This window comes from Aquisediminimonas profunda, from assembly GCF_019443285.1.
Taxonomy (GTDB): Bacteria; Pseudomonadota; Alphaproteobacteria; order Sphingomonadales; family Sphingomonadaceae; genus Aquisediminimonas; species Aquisediminimonas profunda.
Genome location: NZ_CP080327.1, coordinates 1,474,478 through 1,494,024, shown reverse-complemented (window position 1 = coordinate 1,494,024; position 19,547 = coordinate 1,474,478). Strand labels below are relative to the sequence as shown.

Below are 19,547 nucleotides of genomic sequence, written 5' to 3'. Positions count from 1 at the left end.
GCCCGGCTCTAGCGCAGTGCGGCGGCCACCAGCGGATAGATCCCTTTCACAATGATGGCCACGCCCTTCGCATTGGGATGCATCTGGTCAGCAATCAGCAGAGACCGGTTTGGCGTGACGCCGTTCATGAAAAAGGGATAGAGCTTTGCACTGTGCTTCTTCGCAAGTGATGCAAAGATCGGGTCGAATTGGGCCTGATAGGGCTTTCCAAGATTGGGCGAAGCTCGCATCCCCGCCAGAATAACGGGAATGCGGCGTTTCCTGAGTTCGCCAAGAATGGCGTCGAGATTGGCCCGGGTCTGATCCGGCTTGAGACCGCGCAACATATCATTCGCGCCGAGTTCGAGGATCACGAGATCGGGCTTTGCCTTCAATCCCGCCAGCACGAAGGCCAGCCGCCCGCGCCCCGCTGCACTGGTATCGCCCGAGACACCGGCGTTATGCACCCGCGCCGGAATGCCGCCCTTGATCAGCGCAGCCTGCAGCTGGGCGGGAAAACTCTCATTGGGCTTCAGGCCGTAACCGGCGGTAAGGCTGTCACCGAATGCAAGAACGAGTTTGTCCTTGGCAAAGGCGGGTTGCGCAAAAAGCAGCGCGACCGCTTGGAGAATTGCCAAAGCCCACCCATATGCAACCAAACGCTTCATCAGAAAGTCCTCAATGCCTTCCCCCCATATTGTGATGAATGCCCGCAATGTCACGCTGACACTCGGAGAAAAGGACGCGCGCGTCGAAATACTGCGCGGAATCGACCTGTCTGTGGGCAGCGGAGAGACTGTGGCCTTGCTCGGCCCGTCAGGTTCGGGAAAGTCATCACTCATGGCCGTCCTTGCTGGGCTGGAGCGAGCATCAGGCGGCGACATCGAGATAGCCGGAGCCGACTTTGGCAAACTCGATGAAGATGGTCTGGCTCTTGCCCGACGCGGTCGGATCGGAATCATCCTGCAGGCGTTTCACCTGCTCCCGACAATGACAGCGCTTGAGAATGTTGCAGTCCCTCTGGAACTTGCGGGGATGGACGCGCCGTTCGATCGGGCGCGCGAGGAGCTTTCACTCGTTGGACTTGCAGAGCGGACCGGGCATTACCCTGCCCAGCTTTCGGGCGGTGAACAGCAACGGGTGGCAATCGCCCGGGCATTGGCGCCAAGACCCCAAATCCTCTTCGCGGACGAACCGACCGGAAATCTCGATGCGAGGACGGGGGCAGCGATCATGGACCTGCTCTTTTCCCGACAGGCCGATTCAGGCGCGACCCTGTTCATCATAACGCACGATCCGTCGCTGGCTGCCCGCTGCAAGCGAATCGTCGAGATGCAAGATGGGCGGATCATTTCTGACAGGGCCTCCGCGTGAAGGAAGCGCTTCGGCTTGCCTTGCGGGATTTGCGTGGCTCGAAAGCAGGGCTGCGGCTGCTTGCCGTCTGCCTTTTTCTTGGCGTCGCTGCACTCGCCGGAATCGGAAGCCTCTCGACTGCGATCCTGACTGGCCTTTCGGAACAAGGCCAGGTGATCCTTGGTGGAGACCTGCAGGCGGAAGCCGCGCAGCGGAGTGCTACGGATGAGGAACGTGCCGCGTTCGCGCGCTTCGGCACGCTTTCCGAAACGACGCAAATGCGGGCCATGGCAGCAACGGCTGATGGCAGCCAGTCACTGCTGATCGAGCTCAAGGGCATTGATGCCAATTATCCACTCTATGGCCGATTGCGCCTGGCAAAGGGAGCTCTTGCTGCCCGGCCATCCGGCACCGATGTCGCAATTGCACCGGCGCTGGCCGAAAAGCTGGACCTCAAGGTCGGAAGCCAGATCCGCGTGGGCGACGCGCAGTTTCGGATTATGGGCATCATTGCCGAAGAACCGGACCGGGTCGGAGAAGGCTTCACGCTTGGACCGGTCGTCATGGCGGACAAGGCGGGAGTCGACGCGACCGGGCTGATCCAGCCGGGCAGCCTGTATACCAGCAAATATCGCGTGAAGATGCGCGACGGGGCCGATCCGGCGAAGGCGACGGCGTCCTTGTCCAAGCAATTCGCTGGCGCGGGCTGGGACTATCGCGACCGCAGCAACGGAGCACCTGGTACGCGACGCTTCATTGAGCGGCTTGGCCAATTTCTCGCGCTCATTGGCCTCGCCTCCCTTGCCGTGGCGGGAATAGGCGTTGGCAATGGGGTCGCCTCCTGGCTTGATGGCAAGCGCGAGAGCATCGCTACGCTCAAGGTCCTGGGCGCATCGTCACAGACGATCTTCATAGCCTACCTGGCCCAGATTATCCTCATTTCGACGGCTGCCATCATGGCCGGCCTTGTGATCGGCGGCCTGGTACCGTGGGTGGTGACATGGCTTGCGGGCAACCTCCTGCCCATCACACCACACCTGGACGTGTACCCCGCCCCATTGGCACTTGGTGCGCTTTACGGGCTCTTGATTGCTCTGCTCTTCTCATTGGCCCCGCTTGCCCGCGCACGCGCCGTGACAGCAGCCAGCCTGTTCCGCGATCAGGTTGAAACAGTCCCGCGTCCCTCATGGCCAATTGTCGCCGGCATGGTCACGATTGCCGGGTTGATCGCTGCATTGGCCATCATCACGGCCCGAGATCCAATGTTTGCGGCGAGCTTCATTGGTTCCGTCCTTGGTCTCCTTGCTCTCCTTGCCGGACTGGGTTGGCTGATCCGGCGCATCGCTGCTGCTCTGCCCCGTCCAAGGGCCCCGTTGGCGCGCTTGGCCCTTGCCGGTCTTCACCGACCCGGCGCACAGACCGGTCGGCTGGTCGTGGCCTTGGGGCTCGGATTGACGCTGTTTGCAACACTCGCAACGATCCAGACGAGCCTCAATTCCGCAATTGAGAATACGATTCCCAAGCGCGCACCAAGTTTCTTTGCACTCGATATTCCAAAGGATGAGGAAGCGCGTTTTCGATCCTCTGTAAGCACCATTGCGCCAAGCGCTGAGGTTGTGACTGTCCCGACCCTGCGCGGACCCGTGGTCGCGCTCAACGACCGGCGCGTCGCCGATATGAAGGATGTTCCCGAAGAGGCCTGGTTCCTGAGAGGCGATCGCGGATTGACCTTTGCACGCACCATTCCCGAAGGCAGCCGGATCACTGAAGGCCAATGGTGGCCTGCCAATTATGCGGGGCCGCCGCTTGTCTCGATCGACGAGCGCGCCGCCAAGGCGACCGGCCTGAAACTGGGCGACCGGCTGACCATTTCGGTGCTGGGGGTCGAAATCGAAGCCAAAATCGCGTCATTCCGGGAGATCAACTGGGACACATTGGGTTTCAACTTCGTGCTGGTCTTTTCCCCCGGCACTCTCGAGGCAGCCCCCTATACCCTTGCTGCAACAATCGGCACGGCCACCAAATCAGAGGCGGCAATTAGCCGAGCTGTCTCCAACGGATTCCCCTCCGTCTCGATGATCCGCGTGAAGGATGTCGTGACACAGGTTGGCGACCTCATGCGGCAATTAGGCTCGGCCATTGCTGTGGCAGCGTCGGTGGCAGTTCTCGCGGGCATTGCAGTGCTCATGGGTGCCGTTGCTGCCGCCAGACGGTCGCGCAGCTATGATGCCGTGCTGCTGAAACTGCTTGGGGCCACCCGGTTTCAGGTGCTGACGACGCAAGCGATCGAATATGCGATCCTCGCGACAATCCTGTCGCTTGTCGCCCTCGCGATCGGAAGTGCTGCGGGTTGGTATGTCGTGACCAGAATCTTCGAACTCGAATGGGCCCCTGATTTGGCCATCGTAATCGGTACCGTAGCTGCAGGAGGCGTTGGCACGCTGGTGTTGGCGCTGATAGGCGCTCTGCCCGTGCTGTCGGCCCGCCCGTCTGCGGCCTTGCGCGCGCTCTAGCCGGGAACGCCTGTAGTCAATTGCAGGGCGTGAAGCACGCCACCCATCCGGCCGCCTAGCGCCGCATAAACCATCTGGTGCTGCTTGACGCGCGGAATGCCGGCAAAGACAGCGCTCGTCACCTTGGCAGCATAATGGTCCCCATCACCGGCGAGGTCCGTGATTTCTACCGTCGCATCGGGAATGGCGGCACGGATCATCGCCTCAATATCTGCCGCGGCCATTGGCATGGTGTTACATCGACTCCATCAGTTGCCGGCGTGCCTCGACCGTCATATCGGCAAGCGCCTGCCTGATTTCTTCGTCACTTGTCTCGACCTGAGCGCCCGTCAGGTCGCCAAGCAACTTGCGGATCACATCCTCATCGCCGACTTCCTCGAAATCGGCCTGAACCACACTCTTGGCGTAGGAATCGGTTTCTTCCGGTGTAAGGCCCATGCGCGATGCAGCCCATTGGCCCAAAAGTTTGTTACGCCGGGCAGTCACACGAAAGGCCATTTCCTCTTCGCGAACAAATTTGGCCTCTTGCGCCTTTTCGCGATCATCGAACGTCGTCATCATCATCCCTTCAATCGAAACCCATTTACCCAGATAGGCGTGACCAGCGTCGGCTTCAATCGCCGATCCGCACCACCAGCTTGCCAATAGCCCCGCGGGCACCCATTTTCGCGATTGCATCGCCGCCACGTTCAAACGGGAACACTTCCGTCACCCGTGGTGCAATCTTGCCCTCCTGCCAAAGCCGGAACAGCCGCGCTACATTGGCACGATTGGCCTCTGGATCACGTGCCGTAAATGCACCCCAGAACACGCCGCACACGTCGCAGCTCTTCAGGAGCGTCAGGTTCAAGGGCAGCTTTGGAATGCCAGCCGGGAAGCCGACGACAAGATAGCGCCCCTCCCAGGCAATCGAGCGGAGCGCAGGCTCGCAATAATCGCCGCCAACGGCATCATAAATCACATCGGCACCATTGGGACCCAGCACCGCCTTGAAAGCGTCGGCAAGGGCCTTCGACTGCTCCTTGTCAAATGGAGCTGTGCCGTAAAGGATCGTCTCGTCTGCGCCCGCGGCCTTGGCGGCCGCCGCCTTTTCTTCGGTGGAAACAGCGGCAACGACGCGCGCGCCAAAGGCCTTGCCCAATTCAACGGCAGCCATGCCGACACCGCCGGCAGCGCCAAGCACGAGGAGCGTTTCGCCTTCCTTCAGGTGCCCGCGATCAAGCAGGGCATGGATGGTCGTGCCGTAAGTCAGCAGGAGCGACGCACCCTCTTCGAAACTGCGCTCCGGCGGCAACGCAAAAGCCTGTCCTTCGCCAAGGACAATCTTTTCGACCAACCCGCCATTGCCGACTGTCGAAAGCACACGGTCTCCCGGCTTCCACTTGGTCACGCCTTCACCAACCGCTTCGACGACCCCGGCAATCTCACCACCGGGCGCAAATGGCCGCGGCGGCTTGAACTGGTACTTGTCCTCAATGATGAGAACGTCTGGATAGTTGATTGAACAGGCCTTCACCGCAACCAGGATTTGACCGGGGCCTGCGACCGGATCCGGAACCTCTTCCAGAACCAGCGTTTCGGGTCCACCCACCGCCTTTGACAAAAGCGCCTTCATGCGTTCGCACCTCCTGCTTGCCACGGCCAGGCGGCAGCGGCACGTTGCTCATAATTACTGATCTGGGCATCCATCGCCATGGTCATGCCAATTTCATCAAGCCCACCCATCAGGCACTGCTTGCGGAATGGGTCAATCTCGAAAGAAAAACGATCCTGAAACGGCGTGGTCACCGTCTGGTTTTCGAGGTCGATGTGGATTTCGTCCGTCTTTGCGACCTCCATCAGCCGATCGACCGCTTCTTGCGGCAGAACCACAGTCAGAATGCCGTTCTTGAAAGCATTCCCTGAAAAGATATCCGAAAAACTCGGCGCGATGACAGCCTTGATGCCCATGTCGCCGAGCGCCCATGCCGCATGCTCGCGGCTTGATCCGCAACCGAAATTATCGCCCGCAATGAGGATGGGCGATCCGGCATAGGCCGGATCGTCGAACAGGTTGCCGGGCTCTGCCCTCAACGCTTCGAAAGCGCCCCGCCCAAGGCCGATACGACTGATTGTCTTGAGCCAGTGAGCCGGAATGATGACATCCGTGTCGACGTTCTTGCGTCCAAAGGGATAGGCCTTGCCCTGCACATGATTGACGGGATCCATCAGGCAGCTCCCCCAAGTTCACGAACATCGCAGAGCCGCCCTGTCACAGCCGCAGCGGCTGCCATTGCCGGCGAAACCAGATGCGTGCGCGCTCCCGGTCCCTGCCTGCCGACGAAATTCCGGTTCGAAGTCGATGCGGAACGTTCGCCCGGCGGAACCTTGTCTGGATTCATGCCGAGGCATGCCGAACATCCCGGTTCCCGCCATTCAAGGCCCGCGTCCTTGAAGATGCGATCCAGCCCTTCTGCTTCGGCCTGTTCCTTCACCAGGCCTGATCCCGGCACAACAATGGCCCATTTGACACCGGGCGCCTTCTTGCGGCCCTTCAGGACAGCCGCCGCTGCGCGCAAGTCTTCGATGCGGCTGTTGGTGCAGCTGCCAATAAAGATATTCTCGACCGCCACATCCTGCATCCGCATACCCGGTTCCAGCCCCATATAGGCCAGCGATTTCCGCGCTGCCTCCTGTTTGGACGGGTCAGCGAAGTCCATGGGATCAGGCACGACACCGGTCACCGGGACCACATCTTCGGGACTTGTCCCCCAGGTGACATTGGGCGCGATTTCGGCCGCGTCGATCAGCACCGTCCGGTCATAGGTGGCGCCCGGATCGGTCACGAGCGTGCGCCAATAGGCCACAGCGGCGTCCCAATCCGCTCCGTTCGGTGCCATGGGTCGCCCCTTGAGATAAGCAAAGGTCACATCATCCGGCGCAATCAACCCGGCACGGGCCCCGCCCTCGATAGACATGTTGGAGACTGTCAGCCGCCCTTCGACGGACAGGGTACGGATCGTCGATCCGGTATATTCGATGACATGCCCTGTGCCACCCGCAGCGCCAATCCGACGGATGATTTCAAGCGCCAGATCCTTGGCGGTTACGCCAGGACCAAGAGCACCCTCAACCCGAACTTCCATCGTCTTCGAAGGCGTCAACAGCAGCGTCTGTGTCGCGAGAACATGTTCGACCTCGGATGTGCCGATGCCGAACGCAAGCGCGCCTAGTCCGCCGTGACAGGCCGTATGGCTGTCTCCGCACACAATAGTGGTTCCGGGCAGGGAGAAGCCTTGTTCCGGGCCAACGACGTGAACGATGCCCTGCTCCCGGTCTGTCGCACCGATATACCGGATTCCGAAGGCAGGTGCATTCTGTTCAAGCGCGGCAAGCTGCTGCGCGCTTTCCGGATCCGCGATCGGCAAGCGATTTCCTGCTGCATCCTTGCGCGGGGTTGTCGGGAGATTGTGATCCGGCACGGCCAGCGTCAGATCCGGGCGCCGAACTTTGCGGCCCGCCACCCGCAACCCTTCGAACGCCTGCGGGCTGGTGACTTCATGGACGAGGTGACGGTCGATGAAGACAAGGCAGGTGCCGTCCGCACGTTGATCGACAACATGGGCGTCCCAGATTTTTTCATACAGTGTGCGAGGTCGTGAAGCCATGCCGAGGGCCTTAAGCATGGATTCTTCGGATTCGCAAAGAAGCAATCGTTGCGCCATCAAAAACCAGCCCCTAACGACCGGTCGATGGACGCTTTGCTCACCTCCACCCTGATCGTAGCTCTGGCTGAAATGGGCGACAAAACCCAGCTTCTGGCGATCATCCTCGCCACGCGCTTTCGCAAGCCCTTGCCGATTATCGCTGGCATATTGGCTGCCACGCTTGCCAACCACGCATTGGCTGCCTTTGCGGGCGTTACCGCAGCATCCCTGCTGGACGGACCCTGGTTCCGTTACGCTGTGGCGGCATCATTCATTGCCATGGCTGGATGGACCCTGATTCCCGACAAGGCAGATGATGAAGCCGGCAAGGCGAGCCGGTTCGGACCTTTCATCACGACCTGCATTGCCTTTTTCATCGTGGAAATCGGAGACAAGACACAGATCGCGACGATCGCATTGGGCGCGCGGTTCCAGAGCGTCCTGTGGGTCACCATGGGCACGACGCTCGGCATGATGATCGCCAATGTGCCCGCAGTCTATATGGGCCACGAACTCGTCAAACGTGTGCCGCTGCGCACGGTCCAGATTGTGGCGGCCTTGCTGTTCCTGGGGCTCGGACTCTGGCTCGCAGCGGAGACTGCAGGCCTTTTCTAGAGACGCGGTCAACCCATCCTGTAGTCGGCGAGTATATCACCCGCGTCCCGCAATTCCTCCTCGTGGCTTGCCTCGCGCCAACTTTCGGCCAGAGCTTCTGCTTCCCATTGCTGCATGGCCGGATGCGCAATGACACGATCGACCCATGCCTGACCGGCGCCAACGTCAAGGCCATAGGTCCGAACCCGATAGGCAACCGGAGCAAAAAAGGCATCGACCGCGCTGAAGGCGCTGCCGCCCAGCCAGGGTCCGCCGAAGCGAGACAGGCCTTCGGGCCAGAGTTCCTGAAGCCTCTGCACATTTTGCGCAACGGCATCGCTCAGCGGCTTCGGTCGCACGCGAACACCGACATTCATTGGGCACGCGTTGCGCAGCGCCGCAAAGCCGCCATGCATTTCCGCCACGGCACATTGGGCCCAGGCCCTCGCCGCCTTGTCATCGGGCCAGACGCCCGCATGCCGATCGGCCAGGTAGAGACAGATGCCAAGCGAATCGTGGACAACCCGGTCTCCATCAAGCAGGACCGGAACCTGACCAGTCGGAGAGAAAGCCCGGAATTCGTCATAATTGACCGGCTTCGTGAAGGGCTCGACCCGATCTTCGAACGCAATGCCCAACGCCTTCATCAGCACCCAAGGCCGCAGCGACCAGCTCGAATAGTTCCGGTTGGCGGTTATCAGCGTGTACATCGGGACGTCTCCTTGGGCGAAACATAGCCGGCATCATGGACAAAGGGCAGTTGCGCACCATTCTCCAGAGCTGCAAGCACTGATCCGAAATCCGTGCGACAACGGAATCCAAGCAGCCGCTCCGCCTTGCCCGGATCGTAAACCCTGTCGATGTGCGTGGGGAGCGCCCATCCCCTTTTCGCATAGAGCGACGCCGCTTGAGGATAGTATCTTTGGATCACAGAGCGCGCATCGGCCATGAGCGCTTGGGCATCGGTACGCGCAAATGGAGGAGGCGCGGACACAATGAAACGCTGAAAACCCAAGCCCGGCGCGCGTTCAAGTGCTGCAAGATGCGCATCGGCTGCATCTTCGACCGTCAGCCGGCGGTTGAGAAATTCATTGGCCTTCAGATTGGGACCGCTCGGCTCATCAAGGGTGTCGTCATTTTCCGGAAAGAAGCGGCCAGTGCGCAGCACCATCACATCAATTCGATGATCGGACGCGTAGAGCCGACACAGATCTTCTGCAGCCAGCTTGGTCGCGCCATAGATGTTGCGCGGCGCCAGCGGCCCACTTTCCTCGTCGAGCCACGCAGCCTCTCGCAATCCGCCAGCCTTGCCCTTGCGAATTTCGTCCGAAATCATCAGCGACGTTGTCGAGGTAAAAACGAAGCGGTCATTGCCTGCCGCTGCTGCTGCTTCGAGAAGATTGAGTGTGCCTGTCACGTTCACATCGACGAAGGCTTGCGCCCCATATCGCGCGATATCTGGCTTGTGGAGGCCGCCACAGTGGATAACCGCCTCAATGCCGTAGTCGACAAAGGTGCGATTCACCAGTGCCCTGTCAGCAACGGTTCCTATGACTTGAGTATCGCTGCCAGGTGCGAGGTCGAGTCCCACAACATCGTGCCCCGCGCGTCTGAGTGTGGGCGCTAGAAAGCGGCCGAGCCAACCCGACGAACCTGTCAGAAGGATGCGCATGACAGCGCTGGCGATACTTGCAGCGTCCCGACGCTGCAAGCACGTCAAACAATATAATGCGCTGTTGTCTTTGCAGCGATTTCGTCCTGCGTCACGCCCGGTGCCATTTCAATCAGCTTGAATGGCGAATTGTGGTCCGGACGCTGGAACACGGCAAGATCCGAGATAATCATGTCCACTACATTCTTGCCGGTCAGCGGCAAGGTGCAGGCCGGGATGAATTTCGGGCTGCCGTCCTTGGCATTGTGTTCCATGACCACGATGATCTTCTTGACCCCGGCGACAAGGTCCATCGCGCCGCCCATGCCCTTGATCATCTTGCCGGGAATCATCCAGTTCGCGATATCTCCGTTCTCGGCAACCTCCATCGCGCCAAGCACGGTCAGGTCGATATGTCCGCCGCGGATCATCGCAAAGGAAGCCGCGCTGTCGAAATAGGCCGATTGGGGAAGCTCGCTGATCGTCTGCTTGCCCGCATTGATGAGGTCGGGATCCTCTTCGCCCGCATAGGGAAACGGGCCGATACCCAACATCCCGTTTTCCGACTGCAAGGTCACTTCCACCCCTTCAGGGATATGGTTGGCCACAAGCGTCGGGATACCGATGCCAAGATTCACATAATAGCCGTCGCGCAGTTCCTTCGCTGCACGCGCGGCCATTTCGTCGCGAGTCCAGCCCTTGCTTGCCTCAGCCATTACGCAGCCTCCCTTTCGCGCACGGTTCGGAATTCGATCTTCTTGTCATAGGGAGCGCCAACAATGATGCGCTGCACATACACGCCGGGAAGGTGGATGCAGTCCGGATCGAGGCTGCCGACCGGAACAATTTCTTCGACTTCGACGACGCAGACCTTGCCGCAGGTGGCGGCGGGCTGATTGAAGTTGCGTGCAGTCTTGCGAAAGACAAGATTTCCCGTCGCATCCGCTTTCCATGCCTTCACAATTGCAAGATCGGCGAAGATGCCACGTTCAAGGATATAATCCTGACCGTCGAATGTCTTCACGTCCTTGCCTTCGGCAACCTGCGTTCCGACGCCTGTCTTGGTATAGAAGCCGGGGATGCCGGCGCCGCCTGCACGCATGCGTTCTGCCAGAGTTCCCTGCGGACAGAATTCGACCTCAAGCTCACCAGCGAGAAACTGCCGCTCGAACTCCTTGTTCTCGCCAACATAGGACGAAATCATCTTGCGGATCTGGCGCGTGCGCAAAAGCTTGCCCAGACCCTCGCCATCAATGCCAGCGTTGTTGGAAGCAATTGTCAGGTCCTGGACACCGCTTTCGACAATGGCGTCGATCAGGCGCTCGGGAATACCGCACAATCCGAACCCGCCTGACGCAATCAGCATCCCGTCTTTGAGCAGGCCATCAAGCGCAGCTTTTGCGTCAGGATAGAGTTTTTTCATCAGTCCATTCCCTCCCGGAGTCGGGCGCGGTTAGCGAGTCGCAGCAGTTTTGCCAAATGCAATCATCTTGTCGATGAGTGCATTTACATCAACTCACGGTCGTACCGAACAGTGAACCAATTCCGGCCGTCGCTGCCATCGCGAACGCACCCCAGAATGTGACCCTGGCGATCGCCCGTACCACACTGGCCCCGCCCAACTTGGCGCCCAGCCCCCCAAGAAGCGCCAGAAAGGCAATCGAGGCCAGTGCCACGGCAATGGTGAGCGCCGTACCGGAGAAGAGAACAACCATGAGCAGTGGCAATGCCGCTCCCACTGAAAAGCTGGCAGCGGAAGCGAGCGAGGCCTGAATGGGCCGCGCAATCGTATGTTCCGCAATGCCGAGCTCATCGCGCAAATGGGCACCAAATGCATCGCGTGCGGTGAGCTGGTCCGCGACCTGTTCGGCGAGCGCGCGATCCAGTCCCCGTTTTTGGTAAATTCCGATCAGTTCTTCCCGTTCTGCCGCCGAATCGGTTGCAAGTTCCTGACGTTCGCGAGCCATGTCAGCCTGTTCGGAATCCGCCTGTGAGCTGACCGATACATATTCGCCGGCCGCCATCGACATGGCTCCGGCGACCAGCCCTGCGGCTCCCGTGAGCAGGATGCTCGATTGATCGGCTCCTGCGCTTGCCACGCCCATGATCAGGCTGGCGGTCGAGACAATCCCGTCATTGGCCCCCAACACTGACGCACGGAGCCACCCGATGCGATCAATCAGATGGGCTTCCCGATGCACTCTGGCCATAGTCTCAGCCCCTGTTTCAGCCGGATCAATACTGGAGCTTCAGCCCGGGCCGGTTCCAGCGCGTCTTGGCAAGTCGGCCCGAACCAGACAGGGTAATCCAGGCATCCTGCATGTCTGCGCCGCCAAAACAGATGTTCGTCGTGAAGATGTCGTCGGTCGCCACGAACTCCACCAGCTCGCCCTGCGGCGAAACGACCGAGATGCCGCATTCACCAATGGTCGCCACACAGATGTTGCCGTTTGCTTCCATCGCAAGAGAATCGAAGAACTTATATCCGGCAGGACGATAAAGCGGAATCCCGGGGCCGCCAGGACCCGCGGCGTCATCGACCTTGCCCGGCGCGATCACGTTGAACTGGGTCAACCGGCAGGTGTAGGTTTCCGCCGCATAAAGCTTCGAGCCATCCGGAGAGAGCCCGACGCCGTTTGGATTGTAGCTTGGGAAGATGACCTCTTCGAGGTGGCTGCCATCTGCCTTGGCATAGAAGATGCCGACGATGTCGTGGCAGCGTTTGACATAATCAACCTTGCCATGATCCGTGAACCAGAAGCCGCCATGGGCATCGAAAACGATATCATTGGGTCCGCGCAGGACGCAGCCGAAATCGCCAGACTTGTAGAGGACTTCCACCTTCCCGGTCGCAATGTCTATCCGCTCGATCCGGCCGCCCGAATAGTCATTGGCTATGCCGTGAGGTGCGAGGTAGCCGTTCGATTCCACATATTCGAAGCCGCCGTTGTTGCAGCAATACAGCTTTCCGTCCGGTCCCAGGGCGAGACCGTTCGGCCCGCCACCTGTTTCAGCGACAGTTTCCTTACGTCCGTCCGGATAGACGCGCGTGATCCGCCCATTGGCGATTTCAGTCAGGATAACGCTCCCGTCCGGCATGGCTACCGGGCCTTCGGGAAAGCGCAGGCCTTCCGCGACAATTTCAAAGTCCGCCATGTCTCTCTCCCAATCAATGCCTTCGACTCGCACCTGCGAGCGTATGTCGATCATCTGTGCCTTCGCGCGGGGCGGTTTGTCGATAGTGCATTCTCAAAGTTTCAGCGGCTATCGTCAGACAGGAAAATGTCCTAGAGCAGCGGCATCAGATTGACCCTGCCGAGGAATTTCATGCCAACACATTATGATGCCGATCTTCGCCTGTTCATCAACGGCAGCTGGCGGATCGGAGAAGGCCGTGACGCGTCTGGCGTTATCAATCCGGCCACGGGTGAGACGATAGCCGAACTGCCGCTGGCAACCGCTGCCGACCTGGATGAAGCGCTCGCGTCTGCCGACAAGGGCTTCCAGATCTGGCGCGCAATGGACGTCGAGGCTCGTGGCGCAATCCTTCGCAAGGCAGCGACACTCCTGCGGGACAGGACAGAGGCTATTGCCACACTCCTGACACTGGAACAGGGCAAGCCAATCGCGGAAGCACGGGCCGAAGTCTCCAGCAGTGCCGCCTTGTTCGACTATTGCGCAGAAGAGGCAAAGCGCGCCTATGGCCGTGTCCTCGTGCGGCCCACCGGACAGCGTTCAATCGTGATCAAGCAACCGGTTGGCCCTGTCGCCAGCTTCACGCCCTGGAACTTTCCGATTTACCTGATGGCCAAGAAACTGTCCTCCGCGCTCGCTGCCGGGTGCTCGGTCATCGCGAAGCCACCCGAAGAAACTCCGGGCTGCACGTCGGCTCTGGTCCAGTGCCTGATCGATGCAGGCGTGCCCTCCAACGTCGTCCAGCTCGTGTTTGGCGTTCCTGACATGGTGAGCCGGCACCTCATTGGCTCGCGCATCATCCGCAAGATCAGCTTCACGGGCTCGGTTCCGGTCGGCAAGCATTTGATGAAGCTCGCAGCCGATGGCGCCAAACGCGTCACAATGGAATTGGGCGGACATGCGCCCGTGTTGATCTTTGACGATTGCGATCTCGAAAAGACGCTCGACATGGTCGTGCCCCAGAAGTTCCGGAATGCCGGCCAGGTGTGCGTCTCGCCCACCCGGTTCTACGTCCAGCAGACGATCTATGATGCCTTTGTGAAGGGCTTTGCGGCACGGACCGCACACGTGACAATCGGCAGTGGTCTCGATGCAGCAACCAAAATGGGGCCGCTTGCCAATGCCCGACGTCCGGCCGCCATCGGCGCCCTGGTCGACGACGCACGGGCCAAGGGCGCGCGCCTTCTTGCTGGCGGAAATCGGGGCGATCACGGCTATTTCTTTCAGCCGACAGTTCTAGCCGACGTGCCTCAGGAGGCAGACATCATGTCGAACGAGCCGTTCGGTCCCGTTGCTGTCTGCCGGCCGTTCGAGAGTTTCGATGAAGCCATCGAACAGGCCAACCGTCTTCCCTACGGCCTTGCTGCCTTTGCTTTCACCGAGAATGGCCGGAGGGCCAACTTGCTGGGCGATGCAATCGAGAGCGGCATGGTCGGCATCAATACCTTTGCCATTGGTACACCGGATGCGCCCTTTGGCGGCGTCAAGGAATCGGGCTTTGGCAGCGAAGGTGGACCAGAGGGGATGGAAAGTTATTTCGTGACAAAGGCGATTCATCAGGCATGACCAAGCAACGCACCGGTGGCCGTATCCTTGTTGACCAGCTCGTCATTCAAGGCTGCGACCGCATCTTCACTGTTCCGGGCGAGAGCTTTCTCGCTGTTCTCGATGCACTGCACGACACCCCCGAAATCCAGACGATCATCTGCCGGCAGGAGGGTGGCGTCACCTATATGGCCTGCGCCGATGGCACATTGACCGGCCGGCCCGGCGTTGCATTTGTGACACGCGGACCGGGCGCCACCAACGCCAGCATCGGCGTCCATGTGGCGATGCAGGATTCGCAGCCGATGATCCTGTTCATTGGGGATGTGGATCGCGGCATGCGAGACCGCGAAGGATTTCAGGAAGTCGATTTCACGGCGATGTTTACGCCACTTGCCAAATGGGCAACGCGGATCGACGATCCTTCCAGAATCCCGGAATATGTTGCCCGCGCATATTCCGTCGCGATGTCCGGCAGGCCCGGGCCTGTCGTGATTGCGCTTCCGGAGGACATGCTGATTGAAGTGGCAGAGGCCGTTGACCGGCCGCGCGTCGACCGCCCTGCACAGGCTCCCGACGCTGGAGCAATGGAGACGTTCGCATCGCTCATATCGTCTGCCCAATCTCCCGTCGCGATCATCGGCGGGGCAGGATGGAACAATGATGCCGCGCGCGACTTTGCAGAATTTGCAGCGGCGCACGGCATCCCGGTTGCTGCCGGGTTTCGACGGCAAGATGCCATTGCGAACGACTGCCCCGTCTGGGCGGGCAATCTGGGCTATGGCCCCAATCCCAAATTGACTGACCGGATCAAGTCTGCCGACCTGATCCTGGCGGTCGGCGCACGGCTTGGCGAAGCGACGACGGACAGCTACACTTTGGTCACGCCGGATCACCCGGGAAAAACCCTTATCCACGTTCACCCGGACCCGAACGAATTGGGTCATGTCTATCGCGCGGATCTCGCAATTTGCGCCGGGATGCCTGAATTCGCCCGAGCGGCGGCGGCTATGCCGAAACCAAAAGAGCCAAAACCCGCAGGTGCGGAGGCCCATGCCGAATGGAAGGCCTGGAACACACCATTGCCGTTTGATACGCGCGTCGATCTTGGCATGTGCGTTGCTGCCATGCGGGATGTCCTTCCTGCCGACACCATCATCTGCAACGGCGCAGGGAACTTCTCTGGCTGGTGGCACCGCTATTGGTCGCACCCGAAACATGGCACTCAACTGGCACCCACTGCAGGGGCCATGGGCTATGGTCCACCGGCCGCCGTCGCCGCGGCGCTGCGTCATCCCGAACGCAGCGTGGTTGCGCTGGCCGGTGATGGCGATTTCATGATGAACGGGCAGGAGCTTGCAACTGCCGTCCAATATGGCTGTGACATGCTCGTGCTTGTGATCGACAATGGCGCTTATGGCACAATCCGCATGCATCAGGAACGCGAGTATCCGACGCGAGTCAGCGGAACGACGCTCCACAATCCTGACTTTGCGGCGCTGGCTCGCGCCTATGGCGGGTGGGCAGAAACCGTTGAGGCAACTGCCGACTTCGCGCCGGCGCTGAGGCGCGCCCTCGAACACAAGGGCTTGCGGCTGCTCCATCTCAAGACCGACGTTGAACGGATCAGCGCTGGCACGACTATCAGTGTGCTTCGCGGAGCCAGTCGTTGACGCAACGCGCCAGGCTGTAGCCATGTCCCGCTACTATTCCGGCCCGCCGAGCGATCATTTCGACGGAGAGCGTTTTTTCGGACCGCAACGCAGTGGCGGCAAAGGTCTGGGATCTCTGCTCAAATGGCAGCTGGGGAGCAAGCGGGCCAAATGGCCGCGCTGGATCGACAATGCGTCTCACCCACCCCCGCGGGAGCGTGTCGACGGCAACGCCGTTCAACTGACGATGATTGGTCACGTCAGCGTCCTCATCCAGACTGCCGGTATCAATATCCTGACCGACCCGGTCTGGTCTGACCGCGCAAGCCCGTTCCAGCTGGCAGGACCAAAGCGCGTGCGCGCGCCGGGCATTGCCCTCGATGACCTGCCGCCCATCGATCTCGTTCTGGTCAGCCACAATCATTATGACCATCTGGATACGACGACGCTTGACCGGCTTGTCCGCCGCTTCGATCCGGAAATCGTGACGCCTCTGGGCAATGGCACCATCATCCGGAAGGCCACGCCAGATGCCCGAATTGTGGAAATCGACTGGGACGAAACAATGACGCATGGCCCGCTCAGGATAGAGGCCGAACCTGTCAATCACTGGTCGGCGCGCTGGTCGACCGACCGCAACGAAGCGCTTTGGGCGGGGATGACAATCCATGCACCGGCCCGACGCATCTTCTTCAACGGCGACTCAGGATATGCAGGGGGCTGGTGGGTTGACCGGCTGATGCAGAAGCACGGCACGATCGATGTCTCGCTCTGCCCCATCGGTGCCTATGAGCCGCGCTGGTTCATGAAGGATGCCCATATGGATCCCGATGAAGCGGTGGAGGTCTACAAGACCATGAAGGGGCCCATGACGCTGGGCTTCCACTGGGGTGTCTTCCAGCTGACCGACGAACCCATCAATGAACCGAAGGAACGGCTGATGGCGGCGCTGGCGCGCGAAGGGATTGATCCTGCGCGCTTCCGCACATTGGAGCCTGGTGAAAGCTGGACACTCTCGGACGTGGCACGGAATATCTAACGCGACCCCGCCTTCCTCCAATTCTGTGCTCCGGACGTGATCCGGAGCCCATATGTCCGCCAGCGCATCCGTCTCAGGCATGGGCTCCGGATCCAGTCCGGAGTACGGGAAGGAGGATTCGTGGCGCTCGGATAACAGGCACGCGAAGGCTTCCCGTGGTGAGCGCGGGGCGGGACGGTCGGCGCGGAAGCCTTGGGGGGCGTCCGGCGGGTATTGCCTTTGTGCGGTTGCAGGTGCTCGAGTGCGTAACCGGCGCCCGGTCTCGAAACACCGCCTTCTCATCCGGCACGTCCCTGCAGAGGGGTAAGGCCCGAAAGCCCGCCTGCAGGACGGGAATGCTCCCATCAAAGACGCCCGGACCGGTTCAAAACGAAGGCAGAGCGCGTGGCTGCACATTTTGGGGAGTGCAGACGCCCGCCGCTTTCGCGCCGACCTGAAGTCCCGCCCCTCGACCCGTGCGACCTAGAAACGCCGATCGAGTGACGGGATTGGCATTTTCATGATATCTCCTATTTGTCAAGTAAATAGGAACATAAGGCGAATATTACCTTCACACGTCGCCCCTGCGGAGGCAGGGGCCTGTTGGACGCATTGGTGCCTGACTCACGCAAGGGCCCCTGCCTGCGCAGGGGCGACGGGCGTGATATTTTAACGAAGCTGCGGTTCTGCAGCAGCAGGGGCTGGAGCAACAGGCGGCGGCATTTTCGCCCGTCGCGCCGCCAGAATCCGAACAGGCGCTTCGATCATCTGCCCACGCATCGCGCCTTCACCCTTGGTGGCGGAAACCGGCGATGCGTGAATCTTCTGCACCACATCCATTCCTTCGACCACGTGCCCGAAGGCCGCATAGCCTGCAGTGTCCCCCCTCCCGCCCGGATTGGCATCAAGGGCCGGCATGTCGGAGACAAGAATCGAGAAATCGCAAGTCGCCGTCCCCGGAGCCCAGCGCGCCATCGATATCGTTCCCGCCTTGTGCAGGATTCCGGTCAGATTGGTCGGTTCATGCGCAATCGGCTTCAGAATGCGCTTCGGATCATATTGGGTACCGCCCTGGATCAGGCCTTGCGGCCCTGGCCCGCCGAAATCGAGCCGCATTGTGCGGTAAAAGACTGTGCCATCGAGCCGCTTCTGATCGACGTAGCGCAGGAAATTGGCTGTTGTGATGGGCGCATGTTTGCCGTCGAGTTCAAGCACAATCGTGCCAAGCGTCGTCGTCAAGGCGACCCGAACAAGGCCAAGCGGCTCCGCAACCTGGGGAACCGGTGCTTTTCGGGGAGGCGCTGACACTGCGACGGCCGGCATCGCAAGCCAGCCACACAACGCCAAAAGTCCAATTATCCGTTTCATAAACCTGACCATTTCTATGCCGCTTGAACGGCCTGAATATGCGATGTTCTTCGCGCGAGCCAAAACTGTATCTGGTCGACGACAAAATCAATAACGGCCCTGATGTGGGGCTGACGGCGCGCATCGTCAGTGGTGACCATCCAGCCCGGCGTTTTCAATTCGGCAATCGGCGGCAGCAGTCTGACAACGCCGCGGAGATCATCGCCCATCAGGCAGGGCAGGACAGAGGCGCCAATGCCCGAACGCACGCTCGCTATCAGGCCGGAAAGCGTATTGGCTCGATGAACGATCAGTGCGTCGGGAAGCTTCTCTGCCACCCAATTGTTCACAAAGCCGTTGCGATCGACGTTCAGCACAAGCGGATAACGACACAATTCTTCAATGGTGGTCGGCAAGCCGCAGCGTTCTGCCATTTCCTGACTGGCGTAAAAGGCTTCCTCCATGTCCATCAGGTGGCGGACGATCAGGGCCTCCTGGGTGGGGCGACTGCCAAAACGTAACGCAAGATCGGCGTCTCCGCGAAGCAGGTCGAGATTTTCGTCAGTCGTGATGACTTCGACCCGAATGTCCGGATGACGCGCCCTCAACAGTCCCAGTGCCGGGATAACCCAGGCATTTGCAGCCGATTCAACAGTTGTCAGCCGAACCGTGCCGGCCAAACGGCGCGATTCCATCGCGATATTCGCCGTAAAGGCGCAAATCGAATCCTCGACGGCTTCGGCAGCGCCCAGCACCGCCTCTCCCCGCTGTGTCAGCCGATACCCTGTGGGCGTGCGTACGAAGAGCTGGACGCCCAAAGCCTCCTCAAGGACAGTTACACGCCGGGAGATTGTCGCCTGGCTGACCTTCATGTTTCTGGATGCAGAAAGCGTGCTGCCGCTCCGCGCGACGGCAAGGAAGTAGCGTAGATCATTCCAGTCGAACATGACCGACTCCAGAAATGCAGAACCGCGTTATGCATTTTTGCATAGGATATTTGCAACCTTGGTGTTC

General features: G+C 60.3%; 20 protein-coding genes. 6 read left to right on the top strand and 14 right to left on the bottom strand.

Annotated elements, in window-relative coordinates; all coding sequences use genetic code 11:
• Positions 1–8: 8 nt before the first annotated feature.
• Positions 9–647 (bottom strand): arylesterase, encoded by a 639-nt coding sequence (locus tag K0O24_RS07445; protein ID WP_219895209.1) that lies wholly within the window; start codon positions 645–647, stop codon positions 9–11.
• Positions 648–660: 13 nt separating this feature from the next.
• Between K0O24_RS07445 and K0O24_RS07440 the strand changes: the two genes are divergently transcribed.
• Positions 661–1,353, top strand: a complete 693-nt coding sequence (locus K0O24_RS07440) for an ABC transporter ATP-binding protein (RefSeq protein ID WP_219895208.1) — start codon at positions 661–663, stop codon at positions 1,351–1,353.
• The gene (locus K0O24_RS07435) at positions 1,350–3,845 is read left to right on the top strand and encodes an ABC transporter permease (protein WP_219895207.1); all 2,496 of its coding nucleotides are present in this window, start codon (positions 1,350–1,352) and stop codon (positions 3,843–3,845) included. Before K0O24_RS07440 ends, K0O24_RS07435 begins: the two co-directional genes overlap by 4 nt.
• Here the strand turns inward: K0O24_RS07435 and K0O24_RS07430 are convergent.
• The 5 genes from K0O24_RS07430 to leuC are packed head-to-tail and all read right to left on the bottom strand — an operon-like array spanning position 3,842 to position 7,492.
• Positions 3,842–4,075 carry a BolA/IbaG family iron-sulfur metabolism protein gene (locus tag K0O24_RS07430; RefSeq protein ID WP_219895206.1) on the bottom strand — a complete coding sequence of 78 codons (234 nt, stop codon included), beginning with the start codon at positions 4,073–4,075 and terminating at the stop codon, positions 3,842–3,844. The two genes, K0O24_RS07435 and K0O24_RS07430, sit on opposite strands and share 4 nt — an antisense overlap.
• 4 nt (positions 4,076–4,079) lie before the next feature.
• Positions 4,080–4,403, bottom strand: a complete 324-nt coding sequence (locus tag K0O24_RS07425; protein WP_219895531.1) for a DUF1476 domain-containing protein — start codon at positions 4,401–4,403, stop codon at positions 4,080–4,082.
• 55 nt (positions 4,404–4,458) lie between these two features.
• Positions 4,459–5,460 carry an NADPH:quinone oxidoreductase family protein gene (locus tag K0O24_RS07420; RefSeq protein ID WP_219895205.1) on the bottom strand — a complete coding sequence of 334 codons (1,002 nt, stop codon included), beginning with the start codon at positions 5,458–5,460 and terminating at the stop codon, positions 4,459–4,461.
• A complete protein-coding gene (leuD, locus tag K0O24_RS07415) occupies positions 5,457–6,053 on the bottom strand; it encodes a 3-isopropylmalate dehydratase small subunit (RefSeq protein ID WP_219895204.1) in 597 nt (198 codons plus the stop codon). Before leuD ends, K0O24_RS07420 begins: the two co-directional genes overlap by 4 nt.
• Positions 6,053–7,492, bottom strand: coding sequence for a 3-isopropylmalate dehydratase large subunit (gene leuC, locus K0O24_RS07410; protein ID WP_219895203.1), 1,440 nt, complete (start codon positions 7,490–7,492; stop codon positions 6,053–6,055). Before leuC ends, leuD begins: the two co-directional genes overlap by 1 nt.
• A gap of 84 nt (positions 7,493–7,576) precedes the next feature.
• Here leuC and K0O24_RS07405 point away from each other — a divergent pair, with 84 nt between their 5' ends.
• On the top strand, positions 7,577–8,146 hold the full coding sequence (locus tag K0O24_RS07405) for a TMEM165/GDT1 family protein (protein ID WP_219895202.1): 570 nt from the start codon (positions 7,577–7,579) through the stop codon (positions 8,144–8,146).
• 8 nt (positions 8,147–8,154) lie between these two features.
• Here K0O24_RS07405 and K0O24_RS07400 read toward each other — a convergent pair whose 3' ends face one another.
• The 6 genes from K0O24_RS07400 to K0O24_RS07375 form a co-directional block, all read right to left on the bottom strand.
• A complete protein-coding gene (locus K0O24_RS07400; RefSeq protein ID WP_219895201.1) occupies positions 8,155–8,835 on the bottom strand; it encodes a glutathione S-transferase family protein in 681 nt (226 codons plus the stop codon).
• Positions 8,823–9,797: an NAD-dependent epimerase/dehydratase family protein gene (locus K0O24_RS07395; RefSeq protein WP_219895529.1), complete on the bottom strand. Its 975-nt coding sequence runs from the start codon at positions 9,795–9,797 to the stop codon at positions 8,823–8,825. The genes K0O24_RS07400 and K0O24_RS07395 overlap by 13 nt, the downstream gene beginning before the upstream one ends.
• 44 nt (positions 9,798–9,841) lie before the next feature.
• Entirely contained in the window at positions 9,842–10,492 is a 651-nt protein-coding gene (locus K0O24_RS07390) for a CoA transferase subunit B (RefSeq protein WP_219895200.1), read from the bottom strand.
• Complete coding sequence (locus K0O24_RS07385) at positions 10,492–11,199, bottom strand: CoA transferase subunit A (protein ID WP_219895199.1); 708 nt, start codon at positions 11,197–11,199, stop codon at positions 10,492–10,494. The genes K0O24_RS07390 and K0O24_RS07385 overlap by 1 nt, the downstream gene beginning before the upstream one ends.
• An 88-nt stretch (positions 11,200–11,287) precedes the next feature.
• Positions 11,288–11,986, bottom strand: coding sequence for a VIT1/CCC1 transporter family protein (locus tag K0O24_RS07380; protein ID WP_219895198.1), 699 nt, complete (start codon positions 11,984–11,986; stop codon positions 11,288–11,290).
• A gap of 25 nt (positions 11,987–12,011) precedes the next feature.
• Positions 12,012–12,932, bottom strand: a complete 921-nt coding sequence (locus K0O24_RS07375; protein ID WP_219895528.1) for an SMP-30/gluconolactonase/LRE family protein — start codon at positions 12,930–12,932, stop codon at positions 12,012–12,014.
• Positions 12,933–13,103: 171 nt separating this feature from the next.
• On the opposite strand from K0O24_RS07375, the gene K0O24_RS07370 reads away from it, so the two are divergent.
• From K0O24_RS07370 to K0O24_RS07360, 3 genes are read left to right on the top strand one after another with little or no spacing between them, the layout of a single operon-like run.
• On the top strand, positions 13,104–14,537 hold the full coding sequence (locus K0O24_RS07370; RefSeq protein ID WP_219895197.1) for an NAD-dependent succinate-semialdehyde dehydrogenase: 1,434 nt from the start codon (positions 13,104–13,106) through the stop codon (positions 14,535–14,537).
• Complete coding sequence (locus K0O24_RS07365) at positions 14,534–16,189, top strand: thiamine pyrophosphate-binding protein (protein ID WP_219895196.1); 1,656 nt, start codon at positions 14,534–14,536, stop codon at positions 16,187–16,189. Before K0O24_RS07370 ends, K0O24_RS07365 begins: the two co-directional genes overlap by 4 nt.
• A gap of 22 nt (positions 16,190–16,211) precedes the next feature.
• A complete protein-coding gene (locus K0O24_RS07360; protein WP_219895195.1) occupies positions 16,212–17,207 on the top strand; it encodes an MBL fold metallo-hydrolase in 996 nt (331 codons plus the stop codon).
• 648 nt (positions 17,208–17,855) lie between these two features.
• On the opposite strand, the gene K0O24_RS07355 is transcribed toward K0O24_RS07360, so the two are convergent.
• Together K0O24_RS07355 and K0O24_RS07350 are read right to left on the bottom strand one after the other, a co-directional pair.
• Complete coding sequence (locus tag K0O24_RS07355) at positions 17,856–18,554, bottom strand: peptidylprolyl isomerase (protein WP_219895194.1); 699 nt, start codon at positions 18,552–18,554, stop codon at positions 17,856–17,858.
• Positions 18,555–18,568: 14 nt separating this feature from the next.
• The gene (locus K0O24_RS07350) at positions 18,569–19,480 is read right to left on the bottom strand and encodes a LysR family transcriptional regulator (RefSeq protein ID WP_219895193.1); all 912 of its coding nucleotides are present in this window, start codon (positions 19,478–19,480) and stop codon (positions 18,569–18,571) included.
• Between the last annotated feature and the right edge of the window lie 67 nt (positions 19,481–19,547).